The organism is Streptomyces sp. NPDC091682, assembly GCF_044756625.1.
Classification (GTDB): Bacteria; Actinomycetota; Actinomycetes; order Streptomycetales; family Streptomycetaceae; genus Streptomyces.
On the sequence record NZ_JBIVTH010000009.1, the window covers coordinates 309,154 to 327,959 of the forward strand.

Annotated in this window: 12 protein-coding genes; 5 read left to right on the top strand and 7 right to left on the bottom strand. The window is 69.6% G+C overall.

All coding sequences use genetic code 11. The features are described 5' to 3' along the window. Positions 1-5 precede the first annotated feature (5 nt). Complete coding sequence (locus ACIQK6_RS22685; protein ID WP_301365780.1) at positions 6-425, top strand: OB-fold nucleic acid binding domain-containing protein; 420 nt, start codon at positions 6-8, stop codon at positions 423-425. 3 nt (positions 426-428) lie between these two features. Then, the gene (locus tag ACIQK6_RS22690) at positions 429-1,184 is read left to right on the top strand and encodes a DUF3159 domain-containing protein (RefSeq protein WP_329098553.1); all 756 of its coding nucleotides are present in this window, start codon (positions 429-431) and stop codon (positions 1,182-1,184) included. A gap of 583 nt (positions 1,185-1,767) precedes the next feature. Here the strand turns inward: ACIQK6_RS22690 and ACIQK6_RS22695 are convergent. Both ACIQK6_RS22695 and ACIQK6_RS22700 read right to left on the bottom strand, forming a co-directional pair. Continuing rightward, positions 1,768-2,430, bottom strand: a complete 663-nt coding sequence (locus ACIQK6_RS22695; protein ID WP_189739014.1) for a TrkA family potassium uptake protein — start codon at positions 2,428-2,430, stop codon at positions 1,768-1,770. Then, complete coding sequence (locus ACIQK6_RS22700; RefSeq protein WP_030016272.1) at positions 2,427-3,095, bottom strand: TrkA family potassium uptake protein; 669 nt, start codon at positions 3,093-3,095, stop codon at positions 2,427-2,429. The genes ACIQK6_RS22695 and ACIQK6_RS22700 overlap by 4 nt, the downstream gene beginning before the upstream one ends. Positions 3,096-3,315: 220 nt before the next feature. Between ACIQK6_RS22700 and ACIQK6_RS22705 the strand changes: the two genes are divergently transcribed. Next, the gene (locus tag ACIQK6_RS22705) at positions 3,316-5,370 is read left to right on the top strand and encodes an APC family permease (protein ID WP_329098552.1); all 2,055 of its coding nucleotides are present in this window, start codon (positions 3,316-3,318) and stop codon (positions 5,368-5,370) included. A 91-nt stretch (positions 5,371-5,461) separates the two neighbouring features. Next, positions 5,462-6,799 carry a TRAM domain-containing protein gene (locus ACIQK6_RS22710; protein WP_329098551.1) on the top strand — a complete coding sequence of 446 codons (1,338 nt, stop codon included), beginning with the start codon at positions 5,462-5,464 and terminating at the stop codon, positions 6,797-6,799. A 590-nt stretch (positions 6,800-7,389) separates the two neighbouring features. On the opposite strand, the gene ACIQK6_RS22715 is transcribed toward ACIQK6_RS22710, so the two are convergent. Then, positions 7,390-9,093: a TIGR04141 family sporadically distributed protein gene (locus ACIQK6_RS22715; RefSeq protein WP_329098549.1), complete on the bottom strand. Its 1,704-nt coding sequence runs from the start codon at positions 9,091-9,093 to the stop codon at positions 7,390-7,392. Positions 9,094-9,262: 169 nt separating this feature from the next. On the opposite strand from ACIQK6_RS22715, the gene ACIQK6_RS22720 reads away from it, so the two are divergent. Next, positions 9,263-10,918 carry an N-6 DNA methylase gene (locus tag ACIQK6_RS22720; protein ID WP_329098547.1) on the top strand — a complete coding sequence of 552 codons (1,656 nt, stop codon included), beginning with the start codon at positions 9,263-9,265 and terminating at the stop codon, positions 10,916-10,918. A 51-nt stretch (positions 10,919-10,969) separates the two neighbouring features. Here ACIQK6_RS22720 and ACIQK6_RS22725 read toward each other — a convergent pair whose 3' ends face one another. From ACIQK6_RS22725 to ACIQK6_RS22740, 4 genes are all read right to left on the bottom strand, one after another. Next, positions 10,970-13,114 (bottom strand): UvrD-helicase domain-containing protein, encoded by a 2,145-nt coding sequence (locus ACIQK6_RS22725; protein ID WP_402695330.1) that lies wholly within the window; start codon positions 13,112-13,114, stop codon positions 10,970-10,972. A 36-nt stretch (positions 13,115-13,150) separates the two neighbouring features. Further along, a complete protein-coding gene (locus ACIQK6_RS22730; protein WP_402695331.1) occupies positions 13,151-14,377 on the bottom strand; it encodes an McrC family protein in 1,227 nt (408 codons plus the stop codon). Then, positions 14,374-16,191, bottom strand: coding sequence for an AAA family ATPase (locus ACIQK6_RS22735; protein ID WP_402695332.1), 1,818 nt, complete (start codon positions 16,189-16,191; stop codon positions 14,374-14,376). The genes ACIQK6_RS22730 and ACIQK6_RS22735 overlap by 4 nt, the downstream gene beginning before the upstream one ends. 87 nt (positions 16,192-16,278) lie before the next feature. Then, the gene (locus ACIQK6_RS22740) at positions 16,279-18,780 is read right to left on the bottom strand and encodes an Hsp70 family protein (protein ID WP_402695333.1); all 2,502 of its coding nucleotides are present in this window, start codon (positions 18,778-18,780) and stop codon (positions 16,279-16,281) included. Between the last annotated feature and the right edge of the window lie 26 nt (positions 18,781-18,806).

Sequence of the window (18,806 nt, forward strand, 5' to 3'; positions counted from 1 at the left end):
CCTGTATGAGTGCTGAACCGCGTCCCGAGAAGTCCGCGAAGCCGGTCAGGCCTGCGGGCCGGTTCCGCCGGATGATTGAGCGGCTGTCCACCTCCCAGGAGGAGCTGCATTCGGCGGAGCTGCAGGAGGACGCAGAAGCCGCGGGGTGCACGCGGATCTGCGACTGCCACGACCGTCAGATAGTCAAGGTGACCGGAACCCTGCGCACCGTCACCCTGCGGCCGCGCGCGGGCGTTCCCGCCCTGGAGGCCGAGCTCTTCGACGGCTCGGCCGCGCTGGACGTGGTCTGGCTCGGGCGTCGCTCGATCGTGGGAATCGAGCCCGGCAGACGCATGATCGCCTCGGGGCGCATCTCCATGACCCACGGCCGTCGGGTGCTCTTCAACCCGAAGTACGAACTCCGCCCGCTCGGACAGGAGCACTGACCGGTGACGTCACTCGACAAACCGACCACCCCGGACTCGACCGGGCCGCGCCACGCCGCCGCCCGCCATGCCGCCACCCCTTCCGCAGACCAGAAGGCCGTGACCCAGGCGGCGCTCTTCGACGCCTTCGGCGGTATCCGGGGCACCGTGGAGACGATGCTGCCCGGGCTGCTCTTCGTCATGATCTACACGATCAACAAGGACGTGAAGTCGTCGGCCATCGCGGCCGGCGCGGTCGCGGTCCTGCTGGTGCTCGTGCGGCTGCTGCGCAAGGACACGGTCAAGCACGCCTTCAGCGGGGTCTTCGGCGTGGGTGTGGGCGTGGCCTTCGCCCTGTTCACGGGCGACCCGAAGGGCTTCTACCTGCCGGGCATGATCTACGGCGTCAGCCTCGGCGTGGCCTTCACGCTCTCAGCGCTGGTGGGCTTCCCGCTGCTCGGCGTGATCCTGGGCCCGGTGTTCAAGGAGAACCTCTCCTGGCGCACCCGCAACCCCGGGCGCAAGAAGGCGTACGTCAAGGCCAGCCTGGCCTGGGGCCTGATCTTCCTCGCCAAGTACGCGATCCTCTTCCCGCTGTACTGGTGGGGTGACGCGACGCAGCTGGGCTGGGTGCTGATCGCGCTGAAGCTCCCGCCGATGGTGCTCGCCGTGTACTTCACCTGGGTCTTCCTGGCGAAGGCGCCGCCGCCGATCGACGTGATCGCCGAGTGGGAGGCCAAGGAGGCGGCGGAGGCCGCCGCCAAGCGGCCGAAGGCCTGACGGCGCGTAGCCGACGAAGGGGGCGGGACCGGCCCAGGAGGCCGGTCCCGCCCCCTTCGCGTTGCCGGTCCCTGCGGTGGGAGCGGGTCTGCGGGTGCCGGGGTGCCGGGGTGCCGGGGTGCCGGGGTGCAAGGGTGAGCGGGGAGTCCGGGGCCGGGAGCTGGGAGCCGGTAGCCGGGCGGTCCGTGTCGGGCCACGGTCGGGCAGCGTCCCGGCTCCCGGCTTCCCGGCTCCTGGCCCCGGACGGGCGCGGGAGCGCCGCCAGCCCGCCTGCCGGGCCGGCGGGCGGGCCGGGCCGCGGACGGCCGTAGGAAGCCCTGCACGGCCGCCGGGTGGGCGGGGCGGCCCCCGGTACAGGTCGAGTCCCAGCGGGCCGAGGCCGTGGCGGGCTGCTTCCGGCCTCCAGCCTCCGGTCTCCCGGGCCAGGGCCGCCGTGGGAGCGAGGGGCCGCGGTCGCAGCGTCGAGGCCGTGGAGGGGAACCCGGGCCCGGCGGGCCGAGGTATCCGCGTTGGGGGCCGGGAAGCCCGAAGGGGGCGCGCCCGGCAGGGCGCGCCCCCTTCGTCGTCCAGCGTGCCCGCAGGGCTAGCGGCGGGCCTGGAGGAGGTCCTCCAGCTGTTCCTCGCGGGCCTGGGCGGCCACGAAGAGCAGTTCGTCGCCCGGCTCCAGGGTCTCCTCCCCGTGCGGGGTGAGGACCCGGTTTCCCCGGATGATCGTGACCAGCGAGGTGTCCTCGGGCCAGGTGATGTCGCCGATCTGGGTGCCCGCGACCGAGGAGTCGGCCGGCAGGGTGAGCTCGACGAGGTTGGCGTCACCGTGGCTGAAGCGCAGCAGCCGGACCAGGTCGCCGACGCTCACGGCCTCCTCGACCAGGGCCGACATCAGGCGCGGCGTGGAGACGGCGACGTCGACGCCCCAGGACTCGTTGAAGAGCCACTCGTTCTTCGGGTTGTTGACGCGGGCCACCACGCGCGGGACCCCGTACTCGGTCTTGGCGAGCAGCGAGACGACGAGGTTGACCTTGTCGTCACCGGTGGCCGCGATGACCACGTTGCAGCGCTGCAGCGCCGCCTCGTCCAGCGAGGTGATCTCGCAGGCATCGGCCAGCAGCCACTCGGCCTGCGGCACCCGCTCGACCGAGATGGCGGTCGGGGCCTTGTCGACCAGGAGCACCTCGTGGCCGTTCTCCAGCAGTTCGCCCGCGATGGATCGGCCCACCGCGCCCGCACCGGCAATCGCGACCCTCATGCGTGTGCCTCCTCGGGCCCCTCGGCGAACGCCGCCTCGACCTTGTCGATCTCGTCCGTGCGCATCATCACGTGGACGAGGTCGCCCTCCTGCAGGACCGTCGCCGACGTGGGCAGCATCGCTTCACCCAGGCGGGTGAGGAACGCCACGCGGACGCCCGTCTCGTCCTGGAGCTTGCTGACCTTGTGGCCGATCCAGGCGGCGGAGGTGTGCACCTCGGCGAGCTGCACCCCGCCGCTCGGGTCGCGCCACAGCGGCTCGGCGCCCGAAGGCAGCAGACGGCGCAGCATCTGGTCGGCGGTCCATCGCACGGTGGCGACGGTGGGGATGCCGAGGCGCTGGTAGACCTCGGCGCGCTTGGGGTCGTAGATGCGGGCGGCGACGTTCTCCACGCCGAACATCTCGCGGGCCACGCGGGCAGCGATGATGTTGGAATTGTCACCACTGCTGACGGCGGCGAAGGCGCCCGCGTCCTCGATTCCTGCCTCCCTCAGGGTGTCCTGGTCGAAGCCGACCCCGGTGACGCGGCGGCCGCCGAATCCGGCGCCGAGCCGGCGGAATGCGGTGGGGTCCTGGTCGACGACGGCGACCGTATGCCCCTGCTGTTCCAGGGTTTGCGCGAGGGCGGAGCCCACTCTTCCGCAACCCATGATGACGATGTGCACGGCCGTCCTTCCGGCTGTCAGCGACTCGCTGGTTCCCAGCCTCATTGCATGCTCTGGTTTAACAGGGTCTCAGACCATGGCCCAAGCTACACACGGGCGGTCACCGATGGGGTCTCTTGCGTCGCAGTCGTGCTGCGGGTGGGGAGGAATTGCGGCGGGATTGCGGTATGAGGGGGTGCGGGGTTCGTCAGTCTGATTTCGAACGCTTACGATCCTCTGCGTGTCCAAACTGACCGACGTGCCCAAACGGATCCTGATCGGCCGGGCGCTACGCAGCGACCGCCTCGGAGAAACACTCCTTCCCAAGCGGATCGCCCTTCCCGTCTTCGCCTCCGACCCGCTGTCCTCCGTGGCATATGCCCCCGGCGAGGTCCTGCTGGTCCTGTCGATCGCGGGCGTGTCGGCGTACCAGTACAGCCCCTGGATCGCGCTCGCGGTCGTCGTGCTGATGTTCACGGTCGTGGCGTCCTACCGCCAGAACGTCCACGCGTACCCCAGCGGTGGCGGCGACTACGAGGTCGCCAACACGAACCTCGGACCCAAGGCCGGCCTCACCGTGGCGAGCGCCCTGCTCGTCGATTACGTCCTGACCGTCGCCGTGTCGATCTCCTCCGGAGTCGAGAATCTCGGCTCCGCGGTGGATTTCGTGATCGAGCACAAGGTGCTCTCGGCGATGGTCATGATCCTTCTGCTCACACTGATGAACCTGCGCGGTGTGAAGGAATCCGGGAAGCTCTTCGCGATCCCGACCTATGTCTTCGTCGCCGCCGTATTCGTCATGATCGGCTGGGGTGCCTGGAAGGGCCTCGTCCTCGACGACACCATGACCGCCCCCACCGCGAATCTCGAGATCAAGCCCGAGCAGCAGGGCCTGGCCGGCTTCGCGATGGTGTTCCTGCTGCTGAGGGCCTTCTCCTCCGGCTGCGCGGCCCTGACCGGCGTCGAGGCCATCAGCAACGGCGTCCCCGCCTTCCGCAAGCCCAAGAGCAAGAACGCGGCCAGCACCCTCGCCCTCATGGGCGCCCTGGCCGTCACCATGTTCTGCGGGATCATCGGCCTGGCCATGGCCACCGACGTGCGGATGGCGGAGAACCCCGCGACCGACCTGCTCGACAACGGCGTCCCCGTGGGCCCCGAATTCGTCCAGCACCCGGTCATCTCCCAGGTCGCCGAGGCCGTCTTCGGCAACGGCAGCTTCCTGTTCGTCCTGCTGGCCGCGGCCACCGCGCTGGTGCTGTTCCTGGCCGCGAACACCGCGTACAACGGCTTCCCGCTGCTCGGCTCGATCCTCGCCCAGGACCGCTACCTGCCGCGCCAGCTGCACACCCGCGGCGACCGGCTCGCCTTCTCCAACGGCATCGTGCTCCTCGCGGGCGCGGCCATGCTGCTCGTGTGGATCTACGACGCCGACTCGACCAAGCTGATCCAGCTCTACATCGTCGGCGTCTTCGTCTCCTTCACCCTGAGCCAGATCGGCATGGTCCGGCACTGGAACCGGCACCTGAAGACCGAGCACGACGTCGCCGCCCGCCGCCGGATGCACCGTAGCCGGGCCATCAACACCTTCGGCGCTTTCTTCACCGGCATGGTGCTGGTCGTCGTCCTCGCCACCAAGTTCACCCACGGCGCCTGGGTGGCCCTGCTCGGCATGGTGATCTTCTACGGCACCATGACCGCGATCCGCAAGCACTACGACCGCGTCTCCGCGGAGATCGCCGCCGCCGAAGGCCCCAGCGAGGACAGCGTGCGGCCCTCCCGGGTCCACTCGATCGTCCTGGTCTCCAAGGTCCACAAGCCCACGCTGCGCGCCCTGGCGTTCGCCAAGCTGACCCGCTCGGACACCCTGGAAGCCCTCAGCATCAGCGTCGACACGGCCGAGACCAAGGCCCTGCGCGAAGAATGGGACCGGCGCGGGATCAACGTCCCGCTCAAGATCCTCGACTCGCCGTACCGCGAGATCACCCGCCCGGTGGTCGAGTACGTCAAGGGCCTGCGCAGCGAGAACCCGCGCGACGCGGTCAGCGTCTACATCCCCGAGTACGTCGTCGGCCGCTGGTACGAACACCTGCTGCACAACCAGAGCGCGCTGCGCCTCAAGGGCCGGCTGCTCTTCACCCCCGGTGTGATGGTCACCTCGGTGCCCTACCAGCTGGAGTCCTCGGAGCTGGCCAAGCGGCGGGCGAAGAAGCGCCAGGACTGGAACGCCCCGGGTGCGGTGCGTCGCGGCCCGGTGGACACCCCGCGACCGCCGAAGGAGCCCTCCTCCAAGGGCTAGGAGGTTGGTGAACGGCCGGACGAGATCCACGTAAACTGGTGGGTCGGTCGTCCGGCCGTTTTCCTTTTCAGTTTTTTGGAGTCTCCCCACCATGACGAGCGCCGAGCAGAACGAGAAGCAGTCACTGGTCGGGGAGGAGTACGAGGTCGAGGTCGGCCCCGTTGCGCACGGGGGCCACTGCATCGCCCGCACGGCCGACGGCCGGGTCCTGTTCGTCCGCCACACCCTCCCGGGGGAGAAGGTGATCGCCAAGGTCACCGAGGGCGACGTGGACTCCCGCTACCTGCGCGCCGACGCGATCACCGTGCTCGACGCCTCCAAGGACCGCGTGGCGGCCCCCTGCCCGTACGCCGGTCCCGGCAAGTGCGGCGGCTGCGACTGGCAGCACGCCAAGCCCGGCGCCCAGCGCCGGCTGAAGGGCGAGGTCGTCGCCGAGCAGCTGAAGCGGCTCGCGGGGCTCACCCCGGAGGAAGCCGGCTGGGACGGCACCGTGATGCCGGCCGAGGGCGACAAGCTGCCGGCGGGCCAGGTCCCGCAGTGGCGCACCCGCGTGCAGTTCGCCATCGACGAGGACGGCAACGCGGGCCTGCGCAAGCACCGCTCGCACGCCATCGAACTGGTCGACCACTGCATGATCGCGGCGCCCGGCGTCAGCGAACTGGGCATCGAGAAGCAGGACTGGCCGCAGATGGCCACGGTCGAGGCGATCGCGGCGACCGGCTCCCAGGACCGCCAGGTCGTCCTGACCCCCCGCCCCGGCGGCCGCCTCCCCCTCGTGGAGCTGGACAAGCCGGTCTCCGTCCTTCGCGTGGAGGAGAAGGACGGCGGGGTCCACCGCGTCCACGGCCGCCCCTTCGTACGGGAGCGCGCGGACGGCCGTACGTACCGCGTGGGCATGGGCGGCTTCTGGCAGGTCCACCCGCAGGCCGCGGACACCCTGATCAAGGCCGTCATGCAGGGCCTGATGCCGCGCAAGGGCGAGATGGCCCTCGACCTCTACTGCGGCGTCGGCATCTTCGCGGGAGCCCTCGCGGAACGACTCGGCGAGACCGGGGCCGTCCTCGGCATCGAGTCGACGAAGCGCGCGGTGGAGGACGCCCGCCACAACCTGGCGGACTTCCCGCGGGTCCGCATCGAGCAGGGCAAGGTCGAGGCGATCCTCCCGAAGACCGGCATCACCGAATGCGACCTGGTCGTCCTGGACCCCCCGCGCGCGGGCGCGGGCAAGCAGACGGTCCGCCACATCACGGGCCTCTCGGCGCGCCGCATCGCCTACGTGGCGTGCGACCCGGCGGCCCTCGCCCGCGACCTGGGCTACTTCAAGGAGGCCGGCTACCGCGTCCGCACCCTCCGCGTCTTCGACCTCTTCCCGATGACCCACCACGTGGAGTGCGTGGCGATCCTGGAACCCATCGCGAAGGCCGCCTGAACTGCGGCTTCGTGGCCGTCGCGGTCCGCTTCACCTGTTTCCGCCTGTCCAACAGGTGAAGCGCGAGGCTTGTCGGCCATACGCGCCTGACCTGCGGATTCATCCAGGGCCAACGGCGGCTGCGCAAGCCGTGGCTGCACGCTCCTCAGGTTCATGACGCTCGTGTGACGCTCGCTCTGAAAGCCCGTCACATCGGGCGGGTTTCGACGTCGCCGTGTGGCCCGGCTGGCACGGGCCAGCCGGTTGCCGGGTGTCCGGAGCCGGTCAGCGGGATCGGTCTCACTGCGGTCGGCGCGACTGCCGGCCCAGTTGTCAACAGTGCGGATCACGAAGTGCCGTGCGCCAACGGCACAACGCTTGGGCGACGTGACCCCTTCCCGGACAGGCACAGTGCGTGACGTTTTCATCGGGCTGTACGTCTTCTTCGGCCTGGTGGCTGACGGCGAGTAGCCATTCGGGCGCGATGAATTGGCCGGCCCTGAGCGAAAAGCGCGCTTCTCGAATGACGTTCGAACGGAGCCGTGTTCCGATCTGACCCATTGTCAAAGGCCAGGCGCCTGTCAGGGTGAATGAAGCGGTGTCCGGGGTGCTCAGCAGGGGACGCCCGCACTGATGTGCGCACGATGCGACGTGTAGGGGATCGGGCCGGCGCCACCTTCCGGAATGCCCGTCACCTCAACGGTCACGCCTCGAGCCAGCAAGGCCTTTACGGTCTGGACTACCGTGATCTGGGAGAAGCCGAACAGTGACTCCGGAGTCAGGCTCTCGCGGTGCTTGAGCTGGATGGCAAGAAGGATGCGCGAGGGCGTGAAGTCCTTTGGAAGCACGTACTGGTCCTGACTGAGGCGGGCGACCTTCGCAGTGAAATCCGAACGGGCTCGGGCGGACTCCTGGAGCAGTTCCACCGCGACTCTGGCCTGCTGGAACAGGTGACTCAGCGGACCCGAAGCGCCCGCGCGCTTGACAAGGACCAGGGTGCCGTCGGGCGTGAGGAGGTCGCAGATCTCGACCTGGTCCTTCCTTCGGAGAGGATTGGTGATGTTCTTGGTGTCGAGGCAGAGCCACCCCGGCCGTTCGTCGGCCACCCTGTTGTTGTACGCGTTCTCGCGTTCACCATCGTTCCAGGGGGGCAGCGTGATCGAGGGCGAACGGCACAGCATGGCGGTGACCGCGGCCCGGCACTCCTCCACGTAGGTCGCTCCCACCTCGTACCACTCGCCATCCAGCAGGAAGAACCGAAGGGGACCCAGGGAGACCTCCGCCTCCAACCAAGACAGCGCGTCGGTGACGGCGAGCATCTCGCCGGCGTTTCCCCGGCGGTCCCGCGCCAGCGTGACCGTCCCCTCCCGCAGTACTGAGAGGCGCCTACCGGATGGTGCCAGTCGGGCTCGTTCGAGGACGTAACCGAGGTCGAAGCCGTCGGAACGCCTGGCCTCCGTGCTGTTGATCCGTGTGAGGTAGGTCGTGGCCTCCGTGTACGCCTCGTGGTGGTCGAAGGGAACGGAGATGGCGATCCGTTCGCCGCCGGTCAGGCCGAGGCGGTCGTCCAGAGTCCGTTCGAGCGCTTCGAGGGTGGAAGGGTCGCCGACCGGCGCGATGCGGTCGACGAACTCCAGTTCCGGATGGGGGACGTCCTCGTGGCAGATGGCGGTGATGGTGCGCAGGTCGGAGAGCAGCTCGCCGGGCTCGATCCCCAGGGCGATCTTCAATCCGCAGCCGCCCTGAGCGCTGACGGCCTTCCCCCGCGCATAGCGCGAGCGGGTGAGCGGCATGCCATCGAGGTAGCCACCCAGGCTGCGCACGATGCGCGAGTGGTCGCGGATGCCGAGCAGGGGCGCTGGTGCACCCCCGGGAACCAGAGAGATGTCCGTACGTGCAAGCCCGAGTGATTTCGAGACCACGCCGCGGATCATGGTCGGATCCATCTGTCGGATGACGAAGGAGAGTCCGAAACGCTTGTCCTTGAGGTGGTCGGGAATCAGTCGGTACCCCTGGTCGCAGCCGATGCCGTACACCGTGCCGTCGACGGCGAGGAGCAGGACGGCCGCGGTTCGGCGGACACTCTCGGTGACCGTGATGCCGGTGGTGCGCGCCATGGGCGCGCACCATGCAGCTTCGTCGATCTCCATTCCGCAGGTGATGTACACAGCGGGGACGCCGATCAGGTCGGGGAAGTGGACGTCCGCTCCGCGCCGGTCCAGCGCCTCCGCATCGAAGACGTCGAGCATGGCTTCTGGTGTGGGAGCGACGGAACTCAACCGGTAGATGGTGCGCACTTCGGTGTTCGTGGTCATCGCGGGCCTCCGTGGAACAGGGGCGAGGAATGCGCAGCCCATGCGGACACGTCCGCGCGGCGGATCCCTGCGGGACACGCTGTACACGAGAGAGATTGACGTATGTTTGTGTACGACGTCAACAGATTCCACTCTGGAGTGTCCTCTCCTGCCCGTGTACGCTGGGGCTATGACGGAGAAAGCCGCTGCATCAGTCGGCGCCTTGGTTACCGGAGCCGAGATCGCTCGCCTCGCCGGTGTCACCCGGGCGGCTGTCTCCAACTGGCGTCGGCGCCACGACGATTTCCCCGTGCCGGCGGCAGGGGCGGCGAACAGTCCGCTCTTCGCGCTGGTCGAGGTCCAGGCCTGGCTCGACAAGCAACGCAAGGGCCAAGAGCTCTCGCCCGAGGTCGAGTTGTGGCAAGCCCTTCGGGCGCTTTGTGGAGAGCAGATGGTCGCGGGACTGGCGGAAGTGGCTGCGACGCTCGCCGGGGCGCCCGCGCCCGGTCTGCCGGACGAGTTGGTGGCACGTGTGCGTCGACTCGCCCAGAGCGAACCGCCTGTCAATCTTGTGAACGGCTTGACCGAGCGGTTCATGGACTCGGCGCGGCGGGCAGGATCGGATCAGGTGACCCCCGAACGCATCGTGCGTGCCGTACGCCATTTCGCCCCCGATCTTCCCCGGGGTGCCACCATCTTCGACCCCGCGTGTGGGATCGGAGTCCTGCTCCTGGCCGTGGGCGCGGGAGTGGACACGCGCTGCTGTGGTCAGGAGTCGGACGCGGACAGCGCTCGTTTCGCGCAGCTCCGCGCCGATCTCCTGCAACGCACACGCGTCACTGTCGCGGCCGGGGATTCCCTGCGTGCGGACGCCTGGCCGGATCTGAGGGCCGATCTCGTGGTCTGCGATCCGCCGGCCGGTATCACCGAGTGGGGGCGGGAGGAGTTGCTGCTCGACTCCCGCTGGGAGCTGGGCACACCTTCCAAGGCCGAAAGCGAGCTCGCCTGGCTACAGCATGCTTACGCACACACCGGGCCGGGCGGCCACGTTCTCATGGTCATGCCTGCCTCGGTCGCCTACCGCAAGGCAGGGCGCCGGATCCGCTCGGAGCTGGTGCGCCGCGGCATCCTGAGACAAGTGGTGGCCCTCCCGCCGGGCGTGGCCACCTCGCACTCCCTACCTGTGCACGTTTGGTGTCTCCAGCGCCCTGAGGGTTCCGGAAACGCCGACACGAATCACACGGTGCGCATGGTCGATCTGAGCGGCAACAGCCCTGACGGCAGCTTGGATCCCCGCCCCGATCAGGTCGCCGACGTGCCGTTGATCGAACTCCTCGACGACACCGTCGATCTCACCCCCGGTGCGCACCTCCGCTCCCGGCACCGTGACTACTGCGCGGAGTACTCCGCCCTGCGTGCGGAAGTAGAGAAGAGGGTCCGTCGCTTGGTCACTCTGCTGCCCGAGTTGGCCGAGGGCGGTGGACCGGGCTCGCTTGACGGCGCGACCACCAGCGTCGCGGATCTCGCTCGGGCCGGGCTGGTCAGCTACGAGGACTCGGAGCCGGTCTCGGCCAGCGATCAGCTCGACACGGACTACCTGCAGGGATTCTTGCGCAGCTCCGTGAACAATCGTCGGTCCACGAGTGCCAGTGGGAGCTACCGTCTGGATTCTCGCGGCGCGCGGATCCCCCGGATGGGCATCGACGAGCAACGTCGCTACGGCTCCGCCTTCCGCGTGCTGTCCGCGTTCGAGCGGGACGTGCACGAGATCGTCGAGTTGAGCGGGCATCTCGCCGATCTCGCGCGGGACGGTCTGGCCACGGGGGGACTGGCGCCCGAGGAGTGAGGTGTGCTGCGCAGGCGCACCCGTACCCCTGGCAACCGGTACCGGTGCCGGTCAGGTGGAGCGGGCGGAAGGGGGCAGGAAGGGGCTCGGATCGGAGCTCCAGGTGACGACCAAAGCTTCGCGAGCGCGCGTGCAGGCGACGAAGAGCAGGCAGCGTTCACGGAGCAGGTCGGCCTCGTGCTGCAGCGCGTCCGATTCCCGAGCCGTGATCTCGCGGGCGAACGGTATGGTGCCGTCACTGACACCGAGGACGGAGACCGCCCGGAACTCGAGCCCCTTCATCGCGTGCATGGTCGCCAGCCGTACGCCCTCGGTTCCAGGCGGTAGCTGCCCCTTGACACGTACGGCCGGGATACCGGCAGACCGCAGCTTCTCCTCGGCGGCGTTCAGCAGGAGGTTGAAGCGTGCACAGACGCCGATCTCGTGCGGCGCGATCCCTCCGGCCACCCACGACCGGACTTGTTCCACCAGGGCCTCGGTCTCTTCTGCCTGCGTCGTGTACTCCCGGGACCGAGGCTGTTTCCCGTGCAGCAGCGAACGGTACCCGGACAGCGAGTCCGTTCCTTCGCCCTCCAGTGAGTCGACGGCGATCGGTGCGAGGAGCTCCGCCGACCAGGTGAGGATCTCTTCGGTGGAGCGGTAGTTGACACGTAGCCGGAAGCTGCGACCGGTGGTGGCGATGCCCAGGGTGCCGAGAGCCACCCGGGAATCGTAGATTCGTTGATGCGGGTCACCGGTGACGAACAGGTCGTCGGGACCCGCAGGAACGGCGGCGCGCAGCACTCGCCACTGCGCGGGGTGAAGGTCCTGGGCCTCGTCAACCACGACGTGCGCGTACGGCGTCGAACTGGCCCCGAGGAGCTCCGCCGCACGCGCGCAGATCCGCAGGTGTGTGGTCTCGCCTCGGCCGCCGAGGAGCTGTTCGAAGCGCTCTACGCCGCTCCAGACTTGGCGACGGCGAGCGGGTCCGAGGCCGGTGCCGCGGCCGCGGCGGCTCGCGCCGAGGTATGCATCGAGACCACGCAGGTTCTGGCCGAGGACGACGTGGCGGTACTCCTGCGCCAGGAACTGAGTGCTGAACGGCAGGCCGAGCTGCTTGATCGCCTTGTCCCACAGCTGTAGTTGTTCCCGGTCCCCGATCGGCTTGAGCGCGGTTGCCGAAGCCGATCGTACGATTCCGTTCGCGAAGGCGTCGACCGTCGTCACATCCACCCGCGCGAGTGCCTTCTCGTCCTCGTCGAGGAGCAGAACGAGCATGTCGCGCAGTCCGGAGGCGAGTGCGTTGGTGTAGGTGGTGAGCAGGATGCGGCCGTCCTCGGACCGGCTGAGGAGATGCCGTACCCGATGCAGGGCAGCCACCGTCTTGCCGGTGCCGGGTCCACCGGTGACCTGGACGGGACCGCCGTACGAAGCGCGGTAGGCGACGCGGCGCTGGGAAGGGTGGAGGAAGACCCGCCAAGCCTCGAACGGCTTTTCCAGGATCTCCTCCAGTTCCTGCGGTCCCGTGATCAGGCGGATGCGGGCGGTGGTGTTGGCGATGACCGTCGCCAGGTCTTCGACAGCCTCGGCCGGGGCGCCCGGCGGCCGTCGGACGGCCACGACGTCCCGGTACACCTCCTCAGGGCTGAAGCCTTCGGCGAGGTATTGGAGAACCTCCAGCTGATCCTCCGGCAGGAGCGTGGCGAAGGCGTCGAGCTGCCCCTTGTCCACCAGCGAGCGCGCGGCGCGCAGTACTTGATCGTCGACGCCCAGCTGACGGAGGGTTCCGTCGGACACTTTCGCGAACAGCCGCTGCGGCACCCGGAGCGAGGCTGTCTCGTACAGCGGAGTCAGCTCGTCCAGAGCGACGGCGTTGCGGACCTCCAGCGCCCGTGTCGCGGAGTTCGCGCTGTACAGCCGCTTTGCCGCCCAGGTGTAGGCGTCGTCGTGCGGAAGCACATTGACGAGGAGGAACACATCGCTGCCGTCGTCGGGGGCGAGCACGACACCCCGCCAGAAGTCGGTGATGCGGATGGTACGCATCCGGGCGTCGCGCGCCTTCTCGACGGACTCCAGGTGCAACCCCTTGTCCGCATTGAGCTCGGCCGCGCTCAGGGCCTGGAACTTCGCCATGGCCTTGCGCACCCCGGCGCGAACGGGCTTCTCCAAGCTCTCGTAACCGTCCCAGAAGCTCTGGGCGAATGCGAGCCGGGGCATGAGGTCCTCCCGTGTCTGCCTGACGATGGTTCGTGATCAAAGACGTGCCGCGGTCCCGGCGAGCTGCCCGGCGATGCGCTCCAGCTCCGACAGCAGCCCTTCGGCCGGGCACGAGAGGTCGAGGCTGTGCTGGTACAGACGGATCCCCGCTCCGTGTACCTCGCGGACGCGTAGGGGAACGCGGCCCGCGGCGTACACCAGGTGGGCCTCATCCAGCCCGAGGACGGTCGCGTAGGCGAGCGCCTGGTACAGGTCGTCGTTGAGGTGGCCGTCGGGCTTCACCACTTTGTACTTCGCATCGACGACGGCGACCGGAGTGCGGCCGTCGCCGGTGCGCACGACCAGGTCCGGCCGCATGCGGACGCTCTCGGCGGTGTCCAGGTGGTGGGGGTCCTGCAGGCGCGCGGTCAGGCCGTGCTCCCGCAGGGCCTCGCGCAGTCCGACCGTGACGAAGTCCTCGAACAGCCGGTTCATGTCGATCAGGAAGCCGTCCATGGCGAGTGGAGCAGCTCCGGCCGGCCGGTGTTCGGGGGACGCGCCGCGCAGGACGGCCTCGGCCAGTCGCAAGGCCGGCTGGTAACGGGAGTTGAGACGCGTCGCCTGCCATCGGGGCAGTTCCCGGCCCCGCACCAGGGGAAGGGCATCCGCGAGGCGGACGCGATGGCGGGCCAGTCGGCGTCGGACGGGCCCGCTCACCCCCGGCAGGTGGAGCAGCCGCTCGACGGCGGCGCGCAGGATGCGGTTCTCGGAGGTGTCGGCCGTGTAGTCGTCATGGCTGATCTCGACGGGCGGTGTCCGGCCGAAGTGCCGTCGGACCTGGTCGGCCTCCCGTATCCGTCCACGGACGAAGAGAGCGGACTCCTCCACCGTCCGGTAACCCTGAAGAACGCCTTGGCGCAGGGCCGCGTCGATCTGCCGTTCCACGGCGTGCGCGAGCGAGGGAACGACGTCGTCGTGCCCTCCCATGTCGATCGTGCCCTCCCGGCTGTCTCGCCAGGCCCGTGCCGGGTCGAGACTGAAGCCGAGCAGGAAGAACAGCCGGCTCACGGACGTCTTGGGCGCGATCCGTACGACAGGACCGCCGGGGATCCGCACCGCGCCGACGCTGCTCCCCGCCCGCAGGAGCCAGTGCCCCTCCCGGCCGGGATCGGGGGTGGCGCTCCGCAGGATGCCCGCCGCGGCGAGGGCCCGTCCTGCGTCGGTGCCGAGGGGGACGGAGACGGCAGGACCGTGCTCGCGCAGTGACACGTCCTGCGAGCTCACACGAGCTTCTTCCGCAGGGCGTCGAGGCCGTAGCGGGCGGCGACGTCGAGACCCTCGCCGTAGTGGTGCTCTTCCAAGAGGGGCAGGATCTTGGTACGCCACGTCCGGTCGAGGCCGCCGTCGCGGTACGCCCCTGGCTTCATCAGGTACGACGGACCGACGGCGAAGTCGGGGTCGTCGATGAGGGCGTTGAGGGCATCGAGGAGCCGGGCGGGTTCCTCGTCCTTCTTCTCGCGCTCCAGCCAGCGTGCGAGAAGACCGGCGGTCGGCTCGGTACGGGGTGACAGCTCCACGAAGGCGAACCGGCGGCGCATGGCCGAGTCCACCAGCGCGATGGACCGGTCGGCGGTGTTCATGGTGCCGATCACGAAGAGGTTGGGCGGCAGCCCGAAGTCGTCCCCCGAGTAGGTGAGCCGGACGGACCGCTTGCGGTATTCCAGCAGGAAGTACAGCTCGCCGAAGACCTTGGCCAGGTTGGCGCGGTTCATCTCGTCGATGATCAGGAAATGGGGGACGTGCCGGTTGCCCTCGCGGGAGGCGAGGTCCGCCAGCTCGCGTAGCGGTCCGGCGGTCAGCCGGAAGGCCACCTCCCGGGTCTCGGGGTCCTCCACGGGCCGGAAACCCTCGAAGAAGTCCTCGTAGGCGTAGGACGGGTGGAACTGGACGATCTTGACCTGCTCGGGGCCCCCGCCGAAGTGCTCCGCCAGCTTCATGGCCAGATAGGTCTTGCCCGTGCCCGGCGGGCCGTAGAGCACCAGTTGACGGTCGTCGACGAGGAGCTCGCGCACCTCGTCCAGCCAATCCCGCTCATGGACGAGGAGTTCGGCCAGCAGGTCGTCCGTGACCTCCGGCAGGACCAGCTCCCGTTGAGCCGCGCCCTCGGCGGAAGGCGGCAGGGCGGCGGTGCCGCCCTCGTCCGTGTCGACGGACCCGGACAGAGTGTCCAGTGCTTCGAGGACAACGGTGAGGTCGACGACGTCGTGCTGCGCCGACAGCTTCTGCTGCACCTCCTCGGGGAGCTCCTCGTACGGGTGGCTGCCGGGCAGCCAGGAGACTGCCCGCCGCAGATTCGACAGCCCGCCCGGGGAGGCGGTCTGCACGGCGTCGCCAGTGATCCGGCCGACGTGCAGGCGCCCGTCACTTATGGTCGTCACCGTGTCGCCCACCCGCATCTGGGTGAGGAATGCGTGGAGTTCGTCGACGAGGCCGCGCTTCTGGTTGTAGGAGGCCGCCCCTTCGTAGCCGTCCTCGACGTAACGGCGCAACGTGCTCTTGGTCGGATCGTCCTCCTCGACGGGCGGCAGATGGGCCCCGGAAAGCGAGACGAGCCGCCCTTCCAGCCACAGTTGCCGCACCAGGTTGTGCCCCGACACGTTGGAACCGCGCACCAGCCATGCCTTGCGCGGCGCCCGCCAGCTGGTGGAGAGGTAGTCGCCGAGCGGATGGCCCTCGGCGGTCCGCCAGGACTCGGGACCGGAGGCGTCGTACCCGTAGACCAGTCCCGCCGCCGCGGACGAGGAGTTGCACGTGATGTCCCGGGTCGCCACCCACCGTGCGGGTGCCTCCGGCAGGTCGGGGCTGACCGGGGCGTCGGCGAACGCGCCGTTCGCCCGGAGTGCCGCACGCGAGCGGCGCCGGTGTTCGCCCAGGCCGGGCCAGGCGTCGGCAGCCGCCACCGACCCCGCCAGCAGGAGGAACTTGTGGGTGCCGTTGCCGCCGAACTCGGTGAGGAGCCGGCCCCGTGCCACGCCGCTGCCCTTGGGGAGCGTGATGCGGAACTCCGGAGCGCCGGGGAGGAATTCGGGCTGGGGCATGGATGACCTTCCGGGGCGGACCTGCGGGAACTACCGCAGAGCCTACTTGTTGACACTGTCAAAGGATCATGATGTCCGGGAAATCGCTCACCGTCGGGAGGGCAGGACGCTCGACGGGAGCGAGACCGTGCTGCTGTCGGCGAACAGGTGGCGGCCGTTTTCGTAGAGCTGCCCGAGGCGGACGAGCTGAAGGTCCCGGGTGTCCTGATCGTCCTCCTTCGCGCCGAGCAGGGCGTCGCGGGCGGCCAGGACCTCACCGCGCAGGGTCGCGGGGTAGGCGTTCTGCTCGGCGAACTGGATGGCGTAGAGCGCGGCACGCACCACCGGGTCGATTCCGGCCATGAGGCTGTCCACCCGGTCCGCGGCTGTCCGCATCCCCCCGGTGTTCATGGCCTCGCGCGCGTCCTTGACGTCCTCGGCCGCTTTCGTCATGTCCCGCACGGATTGCGACGGCAGGAGGCCGTTCCCGCGCCGGGCGGCCATGCGCGCTCCGGCCTGGGCGCTCCGGGCCCGCAGGCACAGCTCCAGGGTGTCGTGGGCGGAATCCAGCAGCCCGTCCAGGGATCGGCTCATGGGTTCTCCCCGCCCGAGGGCCTCCAGATCTGCCGCGATCTCGGTGAGCGCGTCCTTCTCGGCGTGGGTGAGTTCCTGCCTCCATTCGTCCAGGAACTCGGAGTAGCGCTGCAGCAGGCCGACGCCCTTCCGGCGCACGGCTTCGGAGATCAAGTTGCGTCGGAGCCGGGCAAGGGACCAGTCCTCGGAGCCGATGCGATAGCGCAGGTCGATGGTCCGGTCGGCGTCGAGCCGTACCTCAAGGGTGAGCGGCACATCGCCCCGCAGCCCCTCGGGACTCGGGTCGACGAAGCCTCCGCAGAACTCGTTGCGCTGGGCCGAGCGCAGGTGCGGCCCCTCCCAGACGTTGAACCGTACGGACGTGCCGTCGACTCCGCGGATTCCCAGAGTGTCCACCTGGTGCCATTGCGTCGGGTACAGGGTGCCGGCAGGGATGAGGACCTCCACGGTGTGGTCCTCCAGTTCGATGCCGATGTGCTGGGCCGTGATCTGCTGGGGGAGGGCGGTGCCGAAGTCGCCGTCGCAGAACGAGCAGGCGCTGAGTCCGGGGGCGTTGACCAGATTGCACGAAGGGCACTTCAGGCCGCCCGTGTCCATCGGCGCGTCACAGTCGAGGCAGACGGAGGCACCGGCGGGGTTGTCGTCGCGGCCGCAGTCCGGGCATTCGGCGAGGGCGACGACCGGGGTGGCCGCGCGCAGGCCGGACAGGTCCGTGGCGCACACGGGGCAGGCGGCGGTGAGTTCGGGGGCGGGGACGTGACAGCCCGGGCAGTCGACCGTGGGGGCGCCGAGGAGCGGGGTGGCGCAGTCCGGGCAGGCCTCGGAGTCGACGGGGATGCTGTCGTTGGCGCAGGTTCCGGACGGACAGCCGAGGGTGTCGAGGAGACCGGCCTCCACGGCAGCGCCGTGCGCTACAGCTGTCATGGGATCCACGGCGTCCGACACCGTGTCCTCGCCGAAGAGGTCCTGGAGGCCGCGCCGGACGGCCGGAACGAGGGTGGAACCGCCGACCAGTAGAACCCGCTGGACGTCCTCCGGCGTCGCGCTGTACCCCGTCAGTACCGTCTCGACCGTCTCGCGCATCCGGTGCAGGTGCCCGGCCAGAAGTTCCTCGAAGTCGGCGCGCCGCACCGCTCCGGACCAGGCTCCGCCCTGACGTCCGAGCGGAGCGAGAACGACGTCGACGGCTTCCTTCCCGGAGAGTTCGATCTTCGCCCGCTCGGCGGCGGCCCGGATGCGGGAGTCGTCGCCGTCCCCGTCGAGGGCGCGGCCGACGAGCTGCTCGCGTACGTGGCCGTCGAGCAGCGCGTCGAAGTCGGCTCCGCCGAGGAGGTTGTCCCCGCCGAGTCCGGCCACCGAGAAGTGCCCGGGCCCGATCGTGAGGAGCGATACGTCGAAGGTGCCGCCGCCCAGGTCGAAGACGAGCACGGTCGCGTAGTCCTTGAGCCCGTCCTCGCCGGGCCGGACCCCGAAGGCGTGCGCGGCCGCGGTCGGCTCCTGCACGATCCGCGCCACGTGGAAGCCGGCGAGCCGCCCGGCTTCGCGCACCGCGTCGAACTGAGGCTCGGCGAAGTACGCGGGCACGGTGATCACCGCACGCCGGAACGGCACGCCCGCCGCGTCCTCGGCGTCCTTCCTGAGCCTGCGCAGCAGAATGGCGGAGACCTGCACGGGCGAGAGGTAGTGCGCGCCGAGCCGGATCTCCACCGAGCCGTCGGCGCTCTCCCGTACGGGCGGGGCGTCGTCGGGCCGCGCCTCGAGGGCCTGCTGCACGAGCTCGTCGGCCCAGCGCCGCCCGATCAGCCGCTTGACCTCCGTGATCACGGAGAGGGGGTCGCCGAGCCGCCAGTTGAGGGCTTCCTGGCCGACGAGCAGGGCGCCGCGGGAGTCGAGCCCGACGGCCGAAGGGGTGGCCTGGGCGCCGTCCCGGTTGGGCAGGACGACGGGGACGCCGTCGCGCATCCATGCCGTGACGGAGTTGGTGGTACCGAGGTCGATGCCGAGGGTCCGGTGCATGCGGGGCGCTTCCTGATCGTCGTGGT

Coding starts and splice junctions, on each gene's coding strand:
- ACIQK6_RS22685 (WP_301365780.1), top strand. CDS start 6: ATGAGTGCTGAACCGCGTCCCGAGAAGTCCGCGAAGCCGGTCAGGCCT.
- ACIQK6_RS22695 (WP_189739014.1), bottom strand. CDS start 2,430: ATGAGGGTCGCGATTGCCGGTGCGGGCGCGGTGGGCCGATCCATCGCG.
- ACIQK6_RS22710 (WP_329098551.1), top strand. CDS start 5,462: ATGACGAGCGCCGAGCAGAACGAGAAGCAGTCACTGGTCGGGGAGGAG.
- ACIQK6_RS22715 (WP_329098549.1), bottom strand. CDS start 9,093: ATGACCACGAACACCGAAGTGCGCACCATCTACCGGTTGAGTTCCGTC.
- ACIQK6_RS22720 (WP_329098547.1), top strand. CDS start 9,263: ATGACGGAGAAAGCCGCTGCATCAGTCGGCGCCTTGGTTACCGGAGCC.
- ACIQK6_RS22725 (WP_402695330.1), bottom strand. CDS start 13,114: ATGCCCCGGCTCGCATTCGCCCAGAGCTTCTGGGACGGTTACGAGAGC.
- ACIQK6_RS22735 (WP_402695332.1), bottom strand. CDS start 16,191: ATGCCCCAGCCCGAATTCCTCCCCGGCGCTCCGGAGTTCCGCATCACG.
- ACIQK6_RS22740 (WP_402695333.1), bottom strand. CDS start 18,780: ATGCACCGGACCCTCGGCATCGACCTCGGTACCACCAACTCCGTCACG.